Raw genomic sequence first — 19160 nt, 5'->3', positions numbered from 1 at the left:
GCCGACCGGGATCAGGGCCGCCGGGGCCTGGGCAGGGGCCGGGTCCGGGGGCGTGGCAGGGCCTTCAGGGTGGCCTCCGGGATCACGTGGTCGAGGAGATGCAGGGGCGCGGCGGTGACCCCGGCCGACTCGGCGGCGTCCCAGTGGGCCAGGGCGTGGGGGAGGTCCACCAGGCCGTGGATCGGGGGGAGTTCCGAGCCGTCGTGGTGGGCGTGGAGCAGCGACTCCAGACGGCAGGACGCGAGGGTGCCGGGCAGATGGGGCTGGAACTGTGTGCCCCGTGCCGGGCCGGTGCGCGCGAGTGGCGGGAGGTCGGGGGACAGCCGGGTCTCGGTGGCCCCCAGGGCGAGCAGTCCGCCCCCGACGAGCAACACGTCCCGTTCGCGCCGCATCCGCTCCAGGGCCCGCGCGGTGTCGAAGCAGTGCGGGAAGGAGTCGTCCACGACGATCGTGCCGGGCCGGAGCCGGTCGACGTCCAGGAGTGCCGTGGGGCCGCTCACCGCGGTGACGACGACATCGGCCTCCTCGTACAGCTCGGCCGGCAGGCCCGCGGGGGTGCCGGTGGACTCCAGGACCTGTACGGCCGTGCCGGGGCGGTCCGCCGACAGCTCGGCGGCGAGACGGCGCAGCCGTGGGGCGCTGCCCGGCAGGTCGCAGAGGATCAGCCGGGCCGGCGGGCGGGGGCTGCGGGCCAGCAGCAGCCGGAGCGACGACGTGCCGATGGAACCGCAGCCGACGACCGCGAGGGTCAGACCGGCGAGGTCCCGGCCGGTCGCCGCGAGCGCCGCGTGCACGGTCTTCACGACGGCGACGGTGGTCGTGGCATGGCCGGTGGTGAGCGCGCCGGGGGCCGCGGCGCTCGGGGGCGTTGCGCTCAGGGCCGCTGCGCTCAGGGCCGCTGCGCTCGGGGTCGCCGTGGGGGCCGCCTCTCGCAGGACGTCGTAGCCGTAGCCGGTGAGGGCCGGGATCACCCCGGCCAGGGAGACGGAACGCGCGCCCAGGGCGAGGGCGTGCTCCACGGCACGTGCGGTGCGGGCGGCCAGAGAACTCCGGTCGTCCGGGGTGGCGAGGGCCGTCAGTTCGTCGGCGAACACCGGTAGAGCGAGGAAGCCGGATGTGCCGAGGGACGTGGTCGTCGTCTCCAGCAGCCGCGGGCGGCCGTCGGGGAAGAGGAGCGCCCGGAGCTGTTCGCGGCCCGGCACGGCGTGCGGGGGCAGTCCCGCGTACGCGGCCAGGTCGCGGGGTGCGGGCAGATAGCCGATGAGCGCGGCGTCCAGGGGCGCGCTGTCCTCCAGCTCGCGGCGCAACCCGCCCGCGAACACGGCCAGTTCCTCCTCGGTGAGGGCGCCCGCCGACGCGCGGACGGTGACCCGTACCCCGTCGCCCGAGGGGCGGACGGCGAGGAGGACGTCCGTGCCCACGGGGGGCGGGGCGAGCGCCGTGTCGGTGTCGTCGGGGAGCACGGTCAGCGCGGTGCCGGCCGGGGCGCCGAGGGAGCCGAAGTCCAGGAACGTGAAGAAGAACTGGGCGGTACGGGGCAGGCCGTCGTCCGTCCGCAGGTCCAGCGGTCCGGCGGTCCGGGCCGCGACCGCCTCGGCGGCGACACGGCGCAGGTCCTCCACGAAGGGGCCGGGCACCTCCCCGTGGACCGGCGGGCGCACGGCCACGGCCTCCGCGAACGGGCCGAACACCCGGTGCGCGTCGGGCACGCTGTCGTCGCGCCCGGTGACCGCGAGGCCGAGCACCAGGTCCCGGTGGCCGGTGAGGCCGACGAGAGCGCGGTGGTAGGCGGTGAGGAACGGCGCGTACGGAGTCGTCCCGGCGGTACGGGCGAGCCGGCGCAACGCCCCGGCGCGGTCGGCGTCGAGGGTGAAACCGGTGGTGTGGAAGCCGGGGGTGCGGAGGCCGGGGGACGCCCCGGTGCCGTCGGCGGGCTGCCGGGAGGCGCGGAGCACGGGGGGCGTGTACGGGGCCTCGTGCCGGGCGAGGTGGTCCGCCGCTCCCGGCGCCCGGGACGGGGCCCGGCGGCGGGTGGCGCGCAGCTCGACGTGGTCGCGGAACGTCGACCGCAACGGCTCCAGGCCGTCGGACAGACCGGCGGCGAAACGGTCGTGGACGGTGAGGAGTTCACGGGTGAGCAGGGCGGCGCTGTAGCCGTCGCCGATGAGGTGGTGGGCGTGGACGACGAGGACGTGTTCGTCGTCGGCGACCGTGAACAGACGCAGCCGCAGCAGCGGCCACGCCCACGGCTCGAACCGCCGCCGCGCCTCCTCGGCGATCCGCAGCTCCAGCAGCCCCGGCTCGCTCAGCGCCTCCGTCTCCACCGGCAGCCGCAGCGTGTCCGGCAGTTCCTGCTGCACGGGCGGGCGCGCACCGGCCGGGAACACCGTGCGGAGCATCGGGTGCCGGGCCACGAGGACGTCCACCGCGCGCTGGAACAGCTCCGGACGCAGAGGCCCGCGTATCCGGAAACGCGCCAGCCAGGCGGAGTCCACGGAGCCGCCGGTGCCCCCGGAGCCGCCGGGCGCACCGGCGGCGAGCGCGTCGGCCAGGAGGAAGCCCCGCTGGGAGGGGGTGAGGGGGTAGGGGGTGACCGGGGTGGTGGGGGACGTGGGGGCGGCCGGGCCGGGTCCCGCGACGGGGAGCGCGGTGGCCGCCGCCGTCTCGTCGGCCGTGTCGATGGCCGCCGCCAGCGCGCCCAGTGTGCGGTGCGTGTAGACGGTGGTCGGCCGTGGCAGGAGGCGGTGGTCGTCGCGCAGACGGGAGAACAGCTCCAGCACCGTGAGGGAGTCCCCGCCGAGGACGAAGAAGTCGTCCTCCCGGAAGACCTCGGGCACGTCCAGGAGTTGGGACCAGGCGCGCGCCAGCAGCCGTTCGGTGGGGGTCACCGGCGGGGTGCGGTGCGCTGTCCGCCCGGGTGCGGGGGTGTCGTGGTCCGGGGGCGGCGCGAGACGGTTGCGGTCGATCTTGCCCGTGCCGGTCAGCGGGAGGGCGGCGAGGGCGTGGATGCGCGCCGGGAGCATGTACGGGGGCAGGGTCCGGGACAGGAAGGCGCGGACCTCGCGGGCGTCGGGCTCAGGCGCCCCGGCCCGGGGCTCGACGTACGCCACGAGCCGCCCCTCCCGCAGCAGCACGGCCGCGCGGGCCAGGCCCGGGTGGGCGAGGAGCGCGGCCTCGACCTCGCCGAGTTCGACGCGGTGACCGCGGACCTTGACCTGGTCGTCGAGGCGGCCCAGGAACTCCAGCACCCCGTCGGCCGTACGGCGGACGCGGTCGCCGCTGCGGTACCAGCGCCGTCCGTCCCGCTCGGTGAAGGCCGCCGCGGTGAGGTGCGGGTCGCCGAGGTAGCCGGGGGTGAGTCCGGTGCCGGCGATGAGGAGTTCCCCGGCCTCCTCGGGGGCGCAGGCCCGGCCGTCCGCGTCGACCACGGCCAGTTCGGTGCCGGCGATCGGGCGGCCGATGGGGAGGTGGCGGACGTCGTCGGCGGGGCGGGTGTCGATGATGTGGCAGGTCGCGTTGATGGTGGCCTCGGTGGGGCCGTACAGGTTGGCGACCCGATGGCGCACACGGGGAGCATCGGGGACGCCGGGGATGCCGGGGACGCCCAGGGTGTGGGTCGGGGTGGCCGTCGCGTCGAGGAGGTCGAACCAGCGGCGGACGTGGGCCGCGGGGAGGGCCTCGCCGCCCACGTGGACCCAGCGCAGGGCGGAGAGGTCCGGGGGCGCCGCCCCCTCCCGGCGGACACGCTCCTCGGCGGCGGTCAGCAGACGTTCCCAGAGCGTCGGGACCGAGCTCCACACCGTGATCCGGTCCGCCACGACCCGGTCGAGGAGCGCCTCGGGGTCGCGCAGCAGATCGCGGGAGACGGTGTGCACCGAGGCGCCGACGAGCAGCGGGGCCAGCAACTGCCGTACGGAGGCGTCGAAACAGACGGACGCGGTCTGCGCCAGCCGGTCGGCCGGGCCGTAGCCGAAGGTGGCGAGCGCCCAGTCGAGGTAGTTCGCCATGGACCTGTGGGTGACGGGCACGGCCTTCGGACGGCCCGTCGAGCCGGAGGTGAAGATGACGTACGCGACGGCGTCCGGGTCGTGCGCGACGGCCTCGGGGTCGTACGGGGCGGAGTCGGGGTCGTACGGGGCGGAGCCCAGGAGGTCGGTGGCGGCCCCGCCCGGGAGCGGGGAGGGGACTTCGCCTGCGGCGACAGGGCGTGAGGGTGCCTCGGTCGTGGCGACGGGGACGACGCCCCCCAGTCGGGCGGCGGCCTCGTGGTTCGCCGGGTCGCACACCAGGACACCGACGCCGGTGCGGGCCAGTTGGTCCCGGTGCCGGGCGACGGGGTGGGTGGCGTCCAGCGGTACCCAGCCGGCGCCCGCGCGCAGGATGCCGACCACCCCGGTGACGGTGGCGGTGCCGCCCGGTTCGGTGAGCAGCCCGACGAGGTCGCCGGGGCGCACCCCGTGGGCGCGGAGCCCGGCGGCGAGGGTGGCGGACGCGATGTCGAGGGCTCCGTAGGTGAGGGTGGAGTCGCCGGTGTGGACGGCGACGGCCTCGGGCGTGGCACGGAACCGCGCGCACAGGCGGTCCACGATGCCGGGCTGTCCGCCGCCCGCCGGCTGCGCGGCGGGCGCGGCGGGCGCGACGGGTCCAGATGCGGGACGCGCGGGCTGCCGGTGCGGGGCGTACGCGACGGCCGGCTCCCTCGACCCGGCGGCGACGGCGCGCAGTTCGGAGACGTACCCGTCGGCGAGGCCGCGTACCGTCTCGGGGCGGAACAGCCGGGCCGGGTGGTTCCAGGACAGGCGCAGGCTCGCGTCGGCCTCCCAGCAGAGCAGGCCGAGGCGGGTGGCGGCGGTGGCGGTGGCCGCGGCCGTCGGGGTGACGGTGACGGGCCAGTCGGGGCCGTGCACCACCGGGAAACGGGCGAAGCTGAAGCCCGCCTCGGCGACCGTGCGCGGCGCCGGTCCGGTGGCGGGACGTACCTCCCCCAGCAGTCGGGCAAGGTCGGCGCTGCCGAGCGTCGCGTGCGCCTCGGCCTCCCGCCAGATCTCCCGGACCCGGCCGGCCAGCGCGGTCACCGGCTCGTCGGGGCCGACCGTCACGAACACCGGCAGGGTGTCGGCGAGCGGCCCCACCAGACGGTCGACCCCGGCGAGCGCCACCTCGCGGCGCGCCCGCGCCACGTTCACGGCGACCTCCGGACGCCCGCTCCACCGGGCAAGGCACCGCCCGTAGGCCGCCAGCAGCAGATGGAACAGCGACACCTCGTGGCGGGCCGCGACCTCGCGCAGCGCGGAGGTCACCTCCTCGTCGATCTCGGTGCGGTGATGGACGAGCGGTGGCACCGGCGGCGCGTCGGGGTCGCCGTCGTAGGGGAGGGCCGGGGCGGGGGCGGCGGATGCGGTCGAGGGGGCGGACAGGTGCGTGGTGAGGCGGTCGCGCCAGTACCGCTGGTCCCGCTCGAACGCCGGGGAGTGCCGTTCGACGGTGAGGGCGGCCACGTAGTCGCCGAACTCGCCTGAGGCGGGCGGGAGTTCCGGCGTCCCTCCCGTTCCCCGCGCGAGGGTGGTGTACAGCGACCAGAGGTCCTCGCTCAGCACCTTGAGGCTGTAGCCGTCGGCGGCGGCGTGGTGGACGACCAGGAGCAGATGGGTGAGGTGCGCGTCCTCCTGGTCGGGGACCAGAACGGCTCGTACGGGGTCCTCGGTGGTGAGGTCGAAGGGCCGGTTGCAGAGGGCCTGTTCGAGGTCGGCCAGGGCGCGGGGACCGGCCGGGACCTGCCGGATCTCGTACCAGGCGGGCCCGGATCCGTGGGCGGTGGGCACCTCGGCGGGCGCGGTGTACTGGCGCGGGCGGGCGCCGCCGTCCCCGGTCAACCGCATCCTGAGCAGGGGGTGACGGAGGGCGAGGTGGGCGAGCGCCCGGCCGAGGAGCGCGGGGTCGAGGGGGCCGCTGACGGTCTGGCGGACATAGCCGTATGCCGTGACCCCCTCGTGAAGGGATGCGCTGGTGTGGAAGGCGAGTTGGAGCGGTGTGAGGGGCAGAAGGCCGTCCTCGGCGCCGGACTCGGCGCCGGAACCGGTGGTGGAACCGGTGGTGGGAGGCGCGGCGGGCAGGGCGGGCGGTGCCGTTGTGGGCGTCCCGGTGGCCAGGTGGGCGGCCAGTTCGCCGATGGTGCGGTACTCGAAGAGCAGGGTGGCGGGCAGCTGCCGGCCCAGCTCCCGCTCCAGACGCCGGGCGAGGTCCACGGCACTGAGGGAGTCCAGCCCGAGACCGAGGAAGGGGGCGTCCTCCGCGATGTCCTCAGGGGAGCGATGGAGGGCCTCGGCGAGGAGACGGCGGAGGAGCGCGGTGATCGCGGGGGCGGTGCCGCTTGCGGAGGTGGCGCTGCTCGTGGGCGCGGGCGTGGGTGTGGGCGCGGGCACGGGCGCGGAGGCAGGCGTGGAGCTCTGCGTGGCGTCCGGTGTCGGCGTCGGAGTCGGTTCCGTCGTGCCCGTCACCAGTATGTGGGGCGCGTCCAGGGTGAGGGCCGTGCGGAGGGCGGTGAGGGCGGCGCGTACGGGCATGGGGGCGAGGCCCCGGACGCGGAGTCGGTCCTCGGCGCGGGGGCCGCTCGCCAGGCCCGTGTCGGAGACCGGCCCGAGGGCGATCGTCCGCCAGGGCCGCCCCGCGGCGTGCTCGGCGGTGGTGAAGGCGTCGAGGAACGCGTTGGCGGCGGCGTAGTCGCCGAGGGCGCCGGACAGGCCGGGCAGGACCGAGGAGACGGAGGAGAAGGCGACGCGGACGGCGGTGTCGTGGCCGTACCGGCGCAGTGCCTCGGCGAGGAGGACCGTGCCGTGGACCTTGGCCGCGAGGGTCTCCTCGATCTCGTCGTCGGACTTGCCGCGCAGACTGCCGGGGCGGGCCGTACCGGCCGCGTGGAAGACACCGTCCAGGGGCGGTAGCCCGGCGACGAGGTCGTCGAGGGCGCGGGCGTCGCTCACGTCCGCCGCCTGGTAGCGGGCGCGGGCGCCGAGCGCGCGGAGTTCGGCGAGCAGGGCGCGGGGCGGAGTGGGGGTGCGGCCGGTGAGGACGAGGTCGGGGGCGCCGTGCTCCGCGAGGTCGCGGGCGAGCGCGGAACCGAGGCCGCCGGCACCGCCGGTGATGAGGTACGTGCCGTTCGGCGGGAGGACGTCGGCGGTCGTCCGGGTGGTGCCGGTCGAGGCGACGGGCGTACGGGCGAGGCGACGGGACGCCCGCCAGGCGACGGTGCCGACGGCGCTGCCGGGAGTGTCGGCCGCGTACAACTCCCGCTCCAGTGACTGGAGTCGGGCGGCGAGCGGGTCACCGGAGGAGAGGTCGACGCCGCGGGAGGACAGCGCCGGGTGCTCGTCGGGGAGAGCCAGGGCGAAGCCGTGGAGGAGTGCGCCGACGGGCCGGGCACGCCCGGGGGTGTCTCCGCTGCCGGTGGTGTACGCGTCCTCCGTGACGAGCAGCAGGCGGGCGGGGGCGGTGTCGAACAGGGCGAGAACACCACGGAGGGAGGCAATGGCGTCGGTGGTCGTGGTCGTTGCCGTGGCCGACTCGGTGGTGTCCTCGGCGAACCACACCAGGGTCTCCGGGGCGTTCGGCCCGCTCGGAGAGTTGTCGTCCGGCCCCAGCACCGTCACGCCCTGCTCGGTGAGGCGGTCGGCGAGGGCCCGTGCGAGGGCCGTGTCGGCGCCGGCGAGGCGTACGACGCGGGGGTCCGGCGCGGCGAGGAGTGGGGCGTCGCGCCAGAGGAGGGGCCGGGGAACGGGGCCGCCGTCGAGGTCGTGGCTGGGAGGTGTGGCGTGGGGCGCCGGGGGTGAGTCGAGGCGCTCCGGCCAGTACCGGCGACGCTGGAACGGGTACGTGGGGACGGGCACCCGGCGGTTCCCAACGGGGCCGCGTGCGGGGACCGTCGGGGACAGAGGTGTCCCGCGTGTCCACAGGCGACCGACCGTTTCCAGCAGGGAGCGCGCGTCGGAGGACCCGGCGCTCCCACCGTCCGGAGCGACACTCGGGGCGGGACTCAGGGCGGGCAGGTACGCGACGCCGGACGACGAGGACGGGAACTCGTGGAACTCGGCCCCCGCCCCGACCCTGGTTCCGGCCACCTCCCCCGGCCGGGCGGCGGCGATGGCGCGGACGGGGCCCGAGAGGGTGTCGCCGGGGCCCAGTTCGACGAAGGTGTCGTAGCCCTCGTCGAGGAGCCGAGCCACGGCCGCGCCGAAGCGCACGGGCCGGGCCGCGTGGTCGCGCCAGTACTCGGGGGTCAGTTCCGGGCCCCACTGTCCGCTGACCGTGCTCAGCATCGGCACGGTGGCCGGGAGCACGGTCAGCGCCTTCGCTGCGTTGCCGAGCGGGTCGAGCACGGGCTCCAGCAGGGGGGAGTGGAAGGCGTGCGAGACGCGCAGCCGGCGTGCGGCGACACCGCGCGCTGTCAGAGTGGCGATCGCGCGGTCGACGGCGTCGGACGTGCCGGCGATCACCAGCTGGGTGGGCGAGTTGACGGCGGCCACGCACAACTCGCCGTCGGACGCGGCGATCACGGGGGCGACGGTGTCCTCGTCGCCCCGGACGGCGGCCATGGCGCCCGGTGCGGCGAGTTCGCCGATCAGGCGTCCGCGTTCGGCGGCGAAGGCGAGCGCGTCCGGGAGGGGGAGGACGCCGGCGAGGTGCGCGGCGGTGATCTCGCCGACGCTGTGCCCGACGACCGCGTCGGGTCGCACCCCCCACGCGCCGAGCTGCGCGGAGAGGGCCGCGCCGAACGCGACGAGGAGGGGCTGCGCCACCTCCGTCCGCGCCAGCGCCTCCGGGCTGACGTGCTCGTCCAGGCACCACGTGGTCAGGGAACGGCCCAGGACGCGTCCGACGAGCGCGGACGCCTCGTCCAGCGTGTCCCGGAAGGCGGGGGCGGATTCGTACAGCGCGCGGGCCACGGCGGGGCGTTGGGCGCCCTGACCGGGGAGGACGAAGACGGTACGGGGCCGGGCGCGGGTGGGTTCCGCTTCCCCGGCGCGAGCGGCCGCCTCCAGCCGCTGGAGGAGGTCGCCGTCGGCGACGACCGCGAGACGGTACGGGGCGTCGTCGCGCGCGGTGCCGACGGTGGCGCACACGTCCGCCTCGGGAAGCTCGGGACGCGCTCGGAGGTGCGCGGCGAGCTCGGCGACGGCCGCCCGCAAGGCGCCGGGGCTCCGAGCGGAGAGGGTGAGCAGACACGGCCCGGAGACGTCGACCGCGGCTCCGACGGGGCGGCCGTGCCCGGACCGGCCGACCTCTCCGCAGGTACGGCAACCGGCCTCCCCACCCGCACGGCAACCGACCTCCCCGCAGTCACGGCGCCCCGTGGTGTCCGGTGCCTCCTCCAGGATCGCGTGGGCGTTCGTGCCTCCGAAGCCGAACGCGTTGACCCCCGCGGTGAGGGGGCCGCCGTCCGGGGTGGTCCAGGGCTCCGGCTCCGTCACGAGGCGGAAGCCGGGGGCCGTGTGGGCGAGGAACGGGGCGGGTCGGGCGGCGTGCGGCGTGGGCGGGAGCCGGCGGTGGGTGAGCGCGAGCACGACCTTGACGAGGGCGGGCATCCCGGCCGCGTTGAGAAGGTGCCCGAGGTTCGCCTTGACCGAGCCCAGCCGTCGCGGAAGCCCGTCGGGACGGGGCGGGAACGCCTGGCCGAGGGACCGCGCCTCCACCGGGTCCCCGATCGGGGTTCCCGTGCCGTGCGCCTCGACGTACGACACGGCGGCCGGGTCGACCCCGCACTCCGCGTACGCCCGCGCGATGACCTCGCGTTGCCCGCGCGGCGTGGGCGCGAGCAGGCCGAGCGAGCGGCCGTCGTTGTTCACCGCCGTCCCGCGTACGAGGGCGAGGACCGGGTCGTCGGCGGCGCGGGCCTCGTCCAGGCGGGCGAGCACGAGGGCCGCGCCGCCCTCCCCGGGCACGAACCCGTCGGCGTCCGTGTCGAACGCCCGGCACCGGCCGGTCGGCGACAGCGCGCCCGTCGCTTCGAGCAGCCGGTGCCCGGTGCCCGTCAGGCCCAGGTTGACCCCGCCGACCACGGCGAGGTCGCACTCCCCGGCGGCGAGGCTCCGCCGGGCCAGGTGCAGCGCGACCAGCGCGGACGAGCACGCGGTGTCGACGGCGAGCGCCGGGCCGGTCAGGTCCAGCACCTGGGAGACCCGGGCGGCGATCAGGTTGGGCAGGTTGCCGGTGAGGGCGGCCGGGTGGCGGGCGAGGTCGCCGGCGGCGGCCTCGGCCAGGACCTCGCGGTAGCCGCTGTCGCCGGTGGCCGCGAACACGCCGACCCTGCGGCCGGCCCGGCGGGGGCCCGCGTACCCTGCACGCTCCAGTGCCTCGTGGGCCAGTTCGAGGAAGATCCGCGCCTGCGGGTCGGTCGCCCTCGCCTCCGCGTCGTCCATCCCGAAGAAGTCGGCGTCGAAGGCCGCCGGTTCGGGCAGGAAGGAGCCGAACCGGGTGCTCGGGAGGGGCCCGTTCCCCCACCGGTCCTCGGGTACCGCCCCGACGGTGTCGCCCCCGGCCGCCAGCAACTCCCAGAACTCCTCGGGCGACCCGACCCCGGGGAACCGGCACGCCACCGAGAGCACGGCCACGGCACCGGAGGAGACCCCGCCGCCACGGCTACGGTCACGACGGCCACGGGGAACGGCAGCGGAAGCAGTGTCCGTCTCCGTCACGGGCCCGGTCTCCGCGGCCGAACCGGCGACCGCCCCCGTTCCTGTGTCCGAGCCCGTCACCGCGACCGAGCGCGACCCCGGCTCCACCACCGCCTCGACGAGATACCCCGCCAGCCCCGCCACCGTGTCATGGTCCCGCAGGGCCCTCGGCTCCACGGTGACCGCGAACGTGTCCTCCAACTCCGCCAGCACGGCCATCGCCTTCAGCGACGAGCCGCCGAGGTCGAAGAACCGCTCGTGGAGCCCGATCTCGCCCTCGGGCCGCTCCAGCACCCGCGCCCAGACCCCCCGTACGGCCTCCCGCACGTCCCGCACCGAACGAGGCGCCCCGGCCACCGAGACCGCACCCTTGGCCTCACCTCCGCCGCGGTGCTCCCCGGCCTCCCCGGTGCTCCCCGCCCCACCTCCCTCGCCCGGCTCCCCGGCCGTCCCGGCGCTCCCCGTCGCCGTGTCGCCCCAGCGCTCCTCGACCGCCGCGAACCCCCCGGCCTCGAACCGCTCCCGCAGCGCGCCCCTGCGCAGCTTGCCGCTGGTGGTGCGGGGGAACGCCGCCGGCGGCAGCGGCAGGACCCGTACGTCGTCGTGGCCGAGGGCCTCCCGCAGACGTCCGGCGGCGGCCCGCAGCACGGGGGCGGCGGTCGTGGCGGGAGGTCTCGCCCACCGCACGAACGCGACGACCCGCTCGCCCCCGCCGTCCGGGTCGGTGGACCCGACGACCGCGGCGGTCGTACCGGACGGCAGTCCCGGCGTCGCCGCGACCGCCTCCTCCAGGTCCGACGCGTGGAACGTACGGCCGTTGACGAACACGACGTCCTTGTGGCGCCCGGTGACCACCAGCCGCCCACCCCGCAGGAACCCGAGGTCCCCGGTCCGCAGCCACCCGTCGTCCCCGAACGCCTCCGCGCTCGCCCCCGGCGCCCGGTGGTACCCGCGCCCCACCTGCGGCCCCCGCACCTCCACATGCCCCACCCGCGACTCACCGAGCACACCACGGACGGAACGGACGTCACGGACGGAACGGACGTCACGGACGTCACGGACGTCACGGGAGTCTCGGGCGTCACGCGCACCCTCCGCATTCCCCGCGCCGCCGTCGCTCTCGACCTCGCCCTCGCCCTCGCTGTCCCCCACCGTCCCGGTGATCCTGACCTCGCAGCCCTCCACCGGCAGTCCGAGGTCCATCAGCTCCACCGCGTGCGTGCCCGGCGCGGTCTCCACCGCCCGGCCCCGGCTGAGCGCGGCCCGGTCGAGTACCACCGGCTCGGCGCGCTCGCCCAGCGGCGGCACGGTCACCGCGAGCGTCGCCTCGGCGAGGCCGTAGACGGGGAGCGGGGCGCGCGGGTCGAGCCCGGCGGGGGCGGTGTGGGCCTGGAAGGCGCGCCAGACACGCGGGGCGATCGGCTCGGCGCCGACGAGCAGCAGTCGTACGTGGCTCAGGTCGAGCCCGGCGAGCGTCGCGGCCGGGATCCGCCGTACGGCCAGGTCGAGGGCGAAGTTGGCGGCCGACAGCAGGGTCGCGCGGTGCCGGGCCGCGGCCTCCAGCCACAGGGCGGGGCGCTTGGCGAAGGACAGCGGTTCGACGCGTATCTGTCGCACGCGCGCCGCCATCGGCACGAGGTGCGTGCCGATGAGGCCCATGTCGTGGAAGTACGGCATCCATGTCGCGATGACGTCGTCGCCGGTGATGGCCATCGCCGTACGGATCTGGCGGAGGTTCGCGAGGACGCCGGCGTGGGTGAGTTCGACGCCCTTGGGGGAGCCGGTGCTGCCGGAGGAGAACTGGAGGAACGCGACATCGTCGGGCGCGGGCCGGTGCGGTCGCCGGAGCGGGCGGCCCTCGCGGAGCGCGTCGAGCGGCAACGCCACGACAGACGCGCCCAGTTCGCCGAGCAGGGGTGCCGTGGAGGCGTCGACGACGACCGGCGGGCGGCCGAGGAGTTCCCACACCGGTCCGACACGGCGGGGTTCGGGCGCGAGCGGCACGGGAACGGCCCCGGCCGCCAGCGCGCCCCAGAACATCGGCTGGAAGTCCTCGCCCCGGTCGGCGACCAGCGGCAGCGGGGTGCCCGCGGTGACGCCGGCCTCGATCAGGCCGCCCGCCACCCGCAGCGCGTCGTCGCGGAGTCCGGCGAAGGTGACGGTGTGCTCGCCGCCGTCGGCACGCACATGAACGACGGTCCGCTCGGGAGCCTCGCGCGCCGCGCCGAGCAGCACATCCAGCAGCGTCTCGGCCGACGCCCCGCCGTTCAAACCTTCATTCGATCTCTCCACCGTGCGGACCCTACAAGTCGGGCACCGGGGAACAGCACCGGCGCTCGGCCGCCGCGTGTTCCCGCCCCTGCCGCGGGTCGCGCCGCCCCGCGCGGCGTCAGCGCGTGCTCGTCCAGCTGTGGGCGACGTCGACGACCAGCCGGTCGTGCAGCCGGGTCACCCGGAACGGGAGCCGGGCGCGGACACCGAGACCTATCTGGGTCTCGCCCTCGAAGCTGCCCGCGAAGCGGGTGTCGCGGAAGGTGCGGTAGCCGGTGATGTCGACGCCGGGCAGCGGCTTCGCGGCCTTCCCCGGGTAGGCGACCGCGCCGGTCTCCGGGTCGTAGCTGGGCGCGGCGATCCTGACCTCCAGGACGGCGCCGCCGCCGACCGGGATGACGTCGCCCGAGCCGACCTGGTGCAACTGGTCGACGTACTGGACGTAGTAGCCGATGTGGTCGCCGCCGCCGGGGACATCGAAGACCATGCGGTCGTAGCAGTCGTGGCGGCCGGTCCTGATGTCGGCCAGCGGGACGATGCCGCTGTCCGGGACGCCCTTGAGGCCGCTGCCCCAGCCCGTCGGGCAGGCCGCCGCCCGCGCGGCGCCCGCCGGAGCGGCACTCGCGCCGCCCCCCGCCGCCACCGTCGCCGTGCCGGCGAGCACGAGTACGGCCACCGCCGCTCCGATACGTCGCATGTTGTCCCCCCTGGATCGCATGACGCTGCTACGTGGTGAGACGGCAGGTCATGGCGGATGGTTGTGCTCCGATTGCGACGACCGGCCCCGACCCGCCCCGTCGCCCGCCACACGGCCCACCCCATGACCGCCGGGGGCCCGTGCCCCACGTAACTGCCTACGGCGGGCGTGGATAGCCTCCCCGCATGTCTCTCTCCGTCGACGCATTGGCCGGGTACGTGGAGCGGGGTCTCGACGCCGATCTGGCGCGCTGGTTCCCCGACGAGCCGTGGGCCGCCGTGCCCCCGGCGTCGACCCGCCCGGTCGCACCGTTCCTCGCCCGCCTTCCCCGCGACGCGGCGACCGCGCTGGCCGCCTTCGACCGCCGGGTGCGGGCGGGGACCATGCCGCGGTTCCTCGACATCCACGACTGGTCGTATGCCTTCGACTTCGCGGCCAACGACTGCCGGATCCTCGACTCGGACTACGAGACGGATCTGTCCGACGACGACGTGTGGTCCGTCGGCGCCGACGGGGGCGGCAACTACTACGTGGTGCTCACCAACGGCCGTGTCGCCGTGTGGTTCCACGAGGAGGAGGTCGTCGAGGCGGACACGCAGTTCGACAACCTCGACGTCTTCGTGTGGTCGCTCGTCCGCTACCACGCCGTCCGCGCCGGCACCCTCCGACTGTCGGACGTCGAGGCCGACTTCCGCGCCCTCGGCCAGCCCGGCGTCCTGGCACCGGGTACCGGCCTCCTCGCCTCCCTGGCCTGAACCAGGCCCCGCCCCGCCCCGGCCCCACTCCGCCCCAAGTCAGTCCGGCCCCGGCACGCGCAGCCCGGGTCAGCGGGTCGCCGGGGCGGGGGAGGGCACCTTGCGCAACAGGGGCGCGGAGGTGCCGCGACCGGTGGTGCCGCCGGAGGGCCGGCCGCCGACGTACTGGGTGTGCAGGCTGTCGTCGATCCGGCAGAGGATCCCGGTGGTGCGGCCGGGCGGCGCGGCCGGGTCGAGCTTGGCGGTGAACGACGCCAGCCGGTCGTAGAGGGTCCTGGAGCGGGCCCCGGTGGCGGACAGCTCCGCCGTCGTGGCCGTGTGCAGGGCGTCGAGGACGAGGACGAGGTTCTGCCCGGACAGCAGCACGTCCTGCATGCCTCCCTCGGCCTTGGTGACACGGCCCGGCGGCAGGTTCGGGTCCGCGGTGAACCGGCCCGCCTTGCTCACACCGGGACCGATCCGGTCGTAGGGGTCACGGGTGCTCTGGGTCCAGTTCGGCTCCCAGACCCCGAAGGCGGCGCGCGCCATGAAGGTCCAGGTGTCCTCGTGGCAGCGCAGCGTGATGTACGAGACGCCGGCGGCCCGGCGGAGCGTGCGGTTGTGCTCGTCGAGCGCGACCCGGTTCTCCGCGAGCGCGGCCAGGAGCACGGCCCGGTCCTCCTCACGCCAACGCCGCTCCTGCTCCTCGCGCTGAACTCTGAGCTCTCGTCCGAGCTGCTGGTTCCTCGTGTACTGCTCGACGAACGTCTTGACCAACGACTTGAACATGGGGCGCCTGCTGGGGGTCGGCCGGACAACCTGGGTCTTGCAGCGGCCCAACGACCCGCGCCGGATCTTGGTCACGCCACCCGCGCGGCGACGGCCACGCCGTGCGGGCCGCCTTTCTGTCGGCTCGTCAATTGTTGTGCATGACAAGCCACTTGGGCGCGGTTGGCCGGTGCGGACGATCCGTCAGTGAGTTCCCGTGGTGCACTGCCTTGATCGAGCGGTGAACGTTAAGGTCGGATTCATGAACGCACGGCTGGCCCTGCTCGGCACGGTGGATCCCGGTGTCGCGGTGAGCGAGGTCTTCCGCCTCGCGCTCCAGCACGCGGTCGGAGAACTCGGCGCTCTCGGCGGCATGATCCACCTCCGCGGGCCGATGTCGGCGCTCCGTCTGGTGTCGGCGACCGGCCTCCCGGCCGCCCTCACCCGCCCCTGGGAGATCATCGACCAGGAGGGCTCCCTGCCCCCGGCCCGCGCCCTCCACCGCGACCACGGCTCCTGGGCGCCCATCGCCTCCGTCGACCCGACCTGGCCCGGCACGGGTGTCGCCGCCCTCCCCATGACCTGCGGCGACCGGGCGATCGGCGCGCTCTCGGTCCTCACCGGCGACCGCGGCGAACCCGACGACGCCCACTGGGGGTTCCTGCGGGACGTCGTCACCTGGACCGAGGAGCGGATGGCGCAGGCCCCGCCCCCGTCGGGCCCCGGCCCCGCCGAGTCCGGGGGTGAGCGGCTGCGGCAGGCCCTGAAGGAGGTCAGCGTCGGCTCCTGGGACTGGGACATCGGCACCGGCGACCTGATCTGGGACGAGCCCGCCCTGGAGCTGTACGGCACGCGGCCCGCCGACTTCACCGGCAGGATCGACGACTGGATGCGGATCGTCCACCCCGACGACCTCGCCCCCACCCTCGCCGCGACCCACCGCGCCATCCGCGACCGCACCGTGTACGAGGCGGAGTACCGCGTACGGCGCCTCGACGGCACCTACGGCTGGACCCGGGCCCGCGGCCGCGCCACCTACGACGAGCACGGCACACCCCGGCGGATGGTCGGCGTCGGCTGGGAGAGCACCCCGTCCGGCTCCGCCCGCGACGCCCTCAGCCGGGCCGTGCGCCACATGAGCGACGCCTTCCTCGCGGTCGACACGGCATGGCGGATCACCTTCGCCAACCTGGAGACCGAACGCATGCTGGGCCTGTCCGAGGACGAGATCGTCGGACGGGTGCTGTGGGAGCTGGCCGTCGAGTGCGACGGGGTGCCCGGCCTGGAGCGGCTGTGCCGCAAGGCCGCCGCCGACCAGAGGCCCACCGGGTTCGATGTGCACAGCCCCGGCAAGGACCGCTGGTTCCACCTCCGGGTCGTTCCGGGCCCCGACGGCCACACCCTGTACTTCACCGACACCACCGAGAACCGCCGGCTGGAGGAGGAACGCCGCGCCGCCGAGCGGGCCGCCACCGAACGGGCCTCCCGCACAGCCGAGTTGACGGCCGCGCTGGCCAAGGCGACCACCACGCGGGATGTGATCGAGGCGGTGGCCCGGCGGGTGCTTCCGCCGTTCGCCGCCACCGGGTTCCTCGTCCAGGAGGTCGAGGGCGACCGCCTCCACAACCTCGGCGCGGTCGGCTACTCCGCCGAGTTCGTCGAGTTGGTCGACCACCGCCCCAAGACGCGCCACGGGCCCGCCTGGGACGCCATCGCCACCGGCGGACCCGTCTTCCTGTCCTCGGCCGAGGAGTACGCGGCGTACGAGCCGCACCAGGCCGACCTGCCCCGTCGTTCGGGCAAGCAGTCCTGGGCGTTCCTGCCGCTGACGGCCTCCGGCCACACCTTCGGGGTGTGCGTCGTCTCCTTCGACCGGCCGCGCCGTCTCACCGAGGAGGAGCGCACCCTCCTCACCGCGATCAGCGCGCTCCTCGCCCAGTCCCTGGAGCGGGCCCGCCTCTTCGACGTCGAGCACACCCGCTCCCACGAACTCCAGCGCGGCCTCCTCCCACAGGCCCTGCCCGACCTGCCCGCCTGCGAGGCCGCCGCCCGCTATCTGCCCGCCGGACGGGGCATGGACGTCGGCGGCGACTGGTACGACGTCATCCCGCTCTCCAGCGGCCAGGTCGCCCTCGTCGTCGGCGACGTCATGGGCCACGGACTGCCCGAGGCGGCCACCATGGGCCGGCTGCGCACCGCCGTCCACACCCTCGCCGACCTCGAACTGCCGCCCGACGAGATCATGACCCACCTCAATGACCTCGTCGCCGGCATGGGCGAGGAGTCGTACGTGACCTGCCTGTACGCGCTGTACGACTCCACGACCCGGATCTGTTCCCTCGCCCGCGCCGGGCACCCGCCGCCGGCGCTGGTCCTGCCCGACGGCAGTGTGCGCTTCCCGGACCTGGCCGCCGACCCGCCGCTGGGCGCGGCCGAGCCGCCCTTCGAGACGGTCGAACTGCACGTGCCCGACGGGAGCATGCTCGTGCTCTACACCGACGGCCTCGTGGAGTCCTCGAAACGCGAGATGGACGAGGGCATGGCCGAACTCGCCCGGCTGCTGCGCAACGCCCACGACGACGGCACCGCCGACGACCTGGAACTCCTCTGCGACACCCTCATCCACGGGCTGCTCCCGGCCCACCAACAGGCCGCCGACGACGCCGCGTTCCTCGTCGCCCGGCTGCACGCCCTCACCGAGGACAAGGTGGCGTGCTGGCCGCTCCTCGACGACCCGAGGGCCGCCGGGCAGGCCCGCCGCCACGTCCGGGAACAGCTCGCCGCCTGGGGCCTGGACGACCTCGCCCCCACCACCGAACTGCTCGCCAGCGAACTCGTCGGCAACGTCGTACGCCACGCCAAGGGGCCCGTGCGGCTGCGGCTCCTGCACGGCTCCGAGCTGACCTGCGAGGTCTTCGACGGCAGCCTCACGATGCCCCGCATACGCCGGGCGACCGACACCGACGAGGGCGGCCGCGGCCTGCAGCTCATCACCGCCCTCTCCCACCGCTGGGGCACCCGCTACACCCCCGACGGCAAGTGCATCTGGACCGAGCAGCCCCTGACCGGCCCCGACCCCCGCAGACAGCCGCCGGACGCCCTGGACCTGCTGTGCCCGGTCCCCGACGACTTCGACGGCGACCTGGACGCGCTCACCTTCGGCGACCCGGCCGACGACCCGGACCCGGCCCCGGACCGGTAGGGCGCCGGGCCCCGGTCACGCCGGCCACCGCGCCCCACGCCCCGCGCACGACCGAGGCGCCGGCCGTGGGGCCGACGCCTCGGGACGTGGCGTGCTGTGGTGCGGGTGCGACACCGCCGACCGGTCAGGACCGGTCAGGCCACGGAACCGATGTTCTCCACGCGCTCGTTCACACCGTTGCGGAGCTCACCCAGCGTCGTACCGGGCGGGGCCACCTTCGGCGTCGACGACGGCGGCTGCGTCTCGTCCGCGCAGGTCGTGCCGTCGGCGGGAACCGTCAGGTCCACCAGGTACTTGACGACCGCGTCCGTCGCGCAGGCACTGCGGCCGAACGCCGTGTGGCCCTCCGCCTCGAACGTCAGCAGCGAGGCGTTGTCGAGGCGATGGGACAGCGCCACCGCGTCCTGGTACGGGGTGTCGGGGTCACCGGTGGTGCCCATGACCAGGATCGGCGCCGAGCCCTGCGCCCGGTAGGAGCCGTCGTAGCTGCTGACCCGCTCGGCCGGCCACTGCGCGCACGCGGTGGCGTGCTGGTGGTCGTAGGTCGGCGGACCGAACGCCATCGCCGGGCCGAGCAGCGGCGCCGCCGCGGCGAACGACTCCACCTTGTGCTTCAGCAGCCGCTGGTCGCGCGGGTAGTCCCGGTCGGTGCACTCCACGGCCACGTTCGGGCCGAGGAAGTCGAAGCTCGCCGGGGACGGCGGACGCAGCAGGAACGAGGTGTTGTCCCGCAGCTGCGCCTTCTTGAGGGCGGCGCCCAGCGACGGCCAGATGACCTTGCCCTCGTTGATGTTGAACATCAGCCGGTACACCAGCGTGTA

The 19160-nt window shown here is 75.5% G+C and carries 6 protein-coding genes; 2 read left to right on the top strand and 4 right to left on the bottom strand.

Going from position 1 to position 19160, the window contains the following annotated elements:
• Positions 1-11 precede the first annotated feature (11 nt).
• The gene (locus M8J73_RS18805) at positions 12-12938 is read right to left on the bottom strand and encodes a type I polyketide synthase (RefSeq protein WP_249828833.1); all 12927 of its coding nucleotides are present in this window, start codon (positions 12936-12938) and stop codon (positions 12-14) included.
• A gap of 118 nt (positions 12939-13056) precedes the next feature.
• On the bottom strand, positions 13057-13635 hold the full coding sequence (locus tag M8J73_RS18800) for an AMIN-like domain-containing (lipo)protein (RefSeq protein ID WP_249828832.1): 579 nt from the start codon (positions 13633-13635) through the stop codon (positions 13057-13059).
• Positions 13636-13820: 185 nt separating this feature from the next.
• Between M8J73_RS18800 and M8J73_RS18795 the strand changes: the two genes are divergently transcribed.
• Positions 13821-14390 carry a hypothetical protein gene (locus tag M8J73_RS18795; protein WP_249828831.1) on the top strand — a complete coding sequence of 190 codons (570 nt, stop codon included), beginning with the start codon at positions 13821-13823 and terminating at the stop codon, positions 14388-14390.
• A 69-nt stretch (positions 14391-14459) separates the two neighbouring features.
• On the opposite strand, the gene M8J73_RS18790 is transcribed toward M8J73_RS18795, so the two are convergent.
• On the bottom strand, positions 14460-15158 hold the full coding sequence (locus tag M8J73_RS18790; RefSeq protein ID WP_055539840.1) for a hypothetical protein: 699 nt from the start codon (positions 15156-15158) through the stop codon (positions 14460-14462).
• A gap of 241 nt (positions 15159-15399) precedes the next feature.
• On the opposite strand from M8J73_RS18790, the gene M8J73_RS18785 reads away from it, so the two are divergent.
• Entirely contained in the window at positions 15400-18339 is a 2940-nt protein-coding gene (locus tag M8J73_RS18785; protein WP_249828830.1) for a SpoIIE family protein phosphatase, read from the top strand.
• Positions 18340-18473: 134 nt separating this feature from the next.
• Here the strand turns inward: M8J73_RS18785 and M8J73_RS18780 are convergent.
• On the bottom strand, positions 18474-19160 hold a 687-nt coding region (locus M8J73_RS18780; protein ID WP_249828829.1), incomplete at its 5' end, for an alpha/beta hydrolase.

The sequence above is a fragment of the Streptomyces neyagawaensis genome (assembly GCF_023516595.1).
Lineage (GTDB): Bacteria > Actinomycetota > Actinomycetes > Streptomycetales > Streptomycetaceae > Streptomyces > Streptomyces neyagawaensis.
Note: the sequence above shows the minus strand (reverse complement) of the source record. Positions and strands in the feature narration are given on the sequence as shown.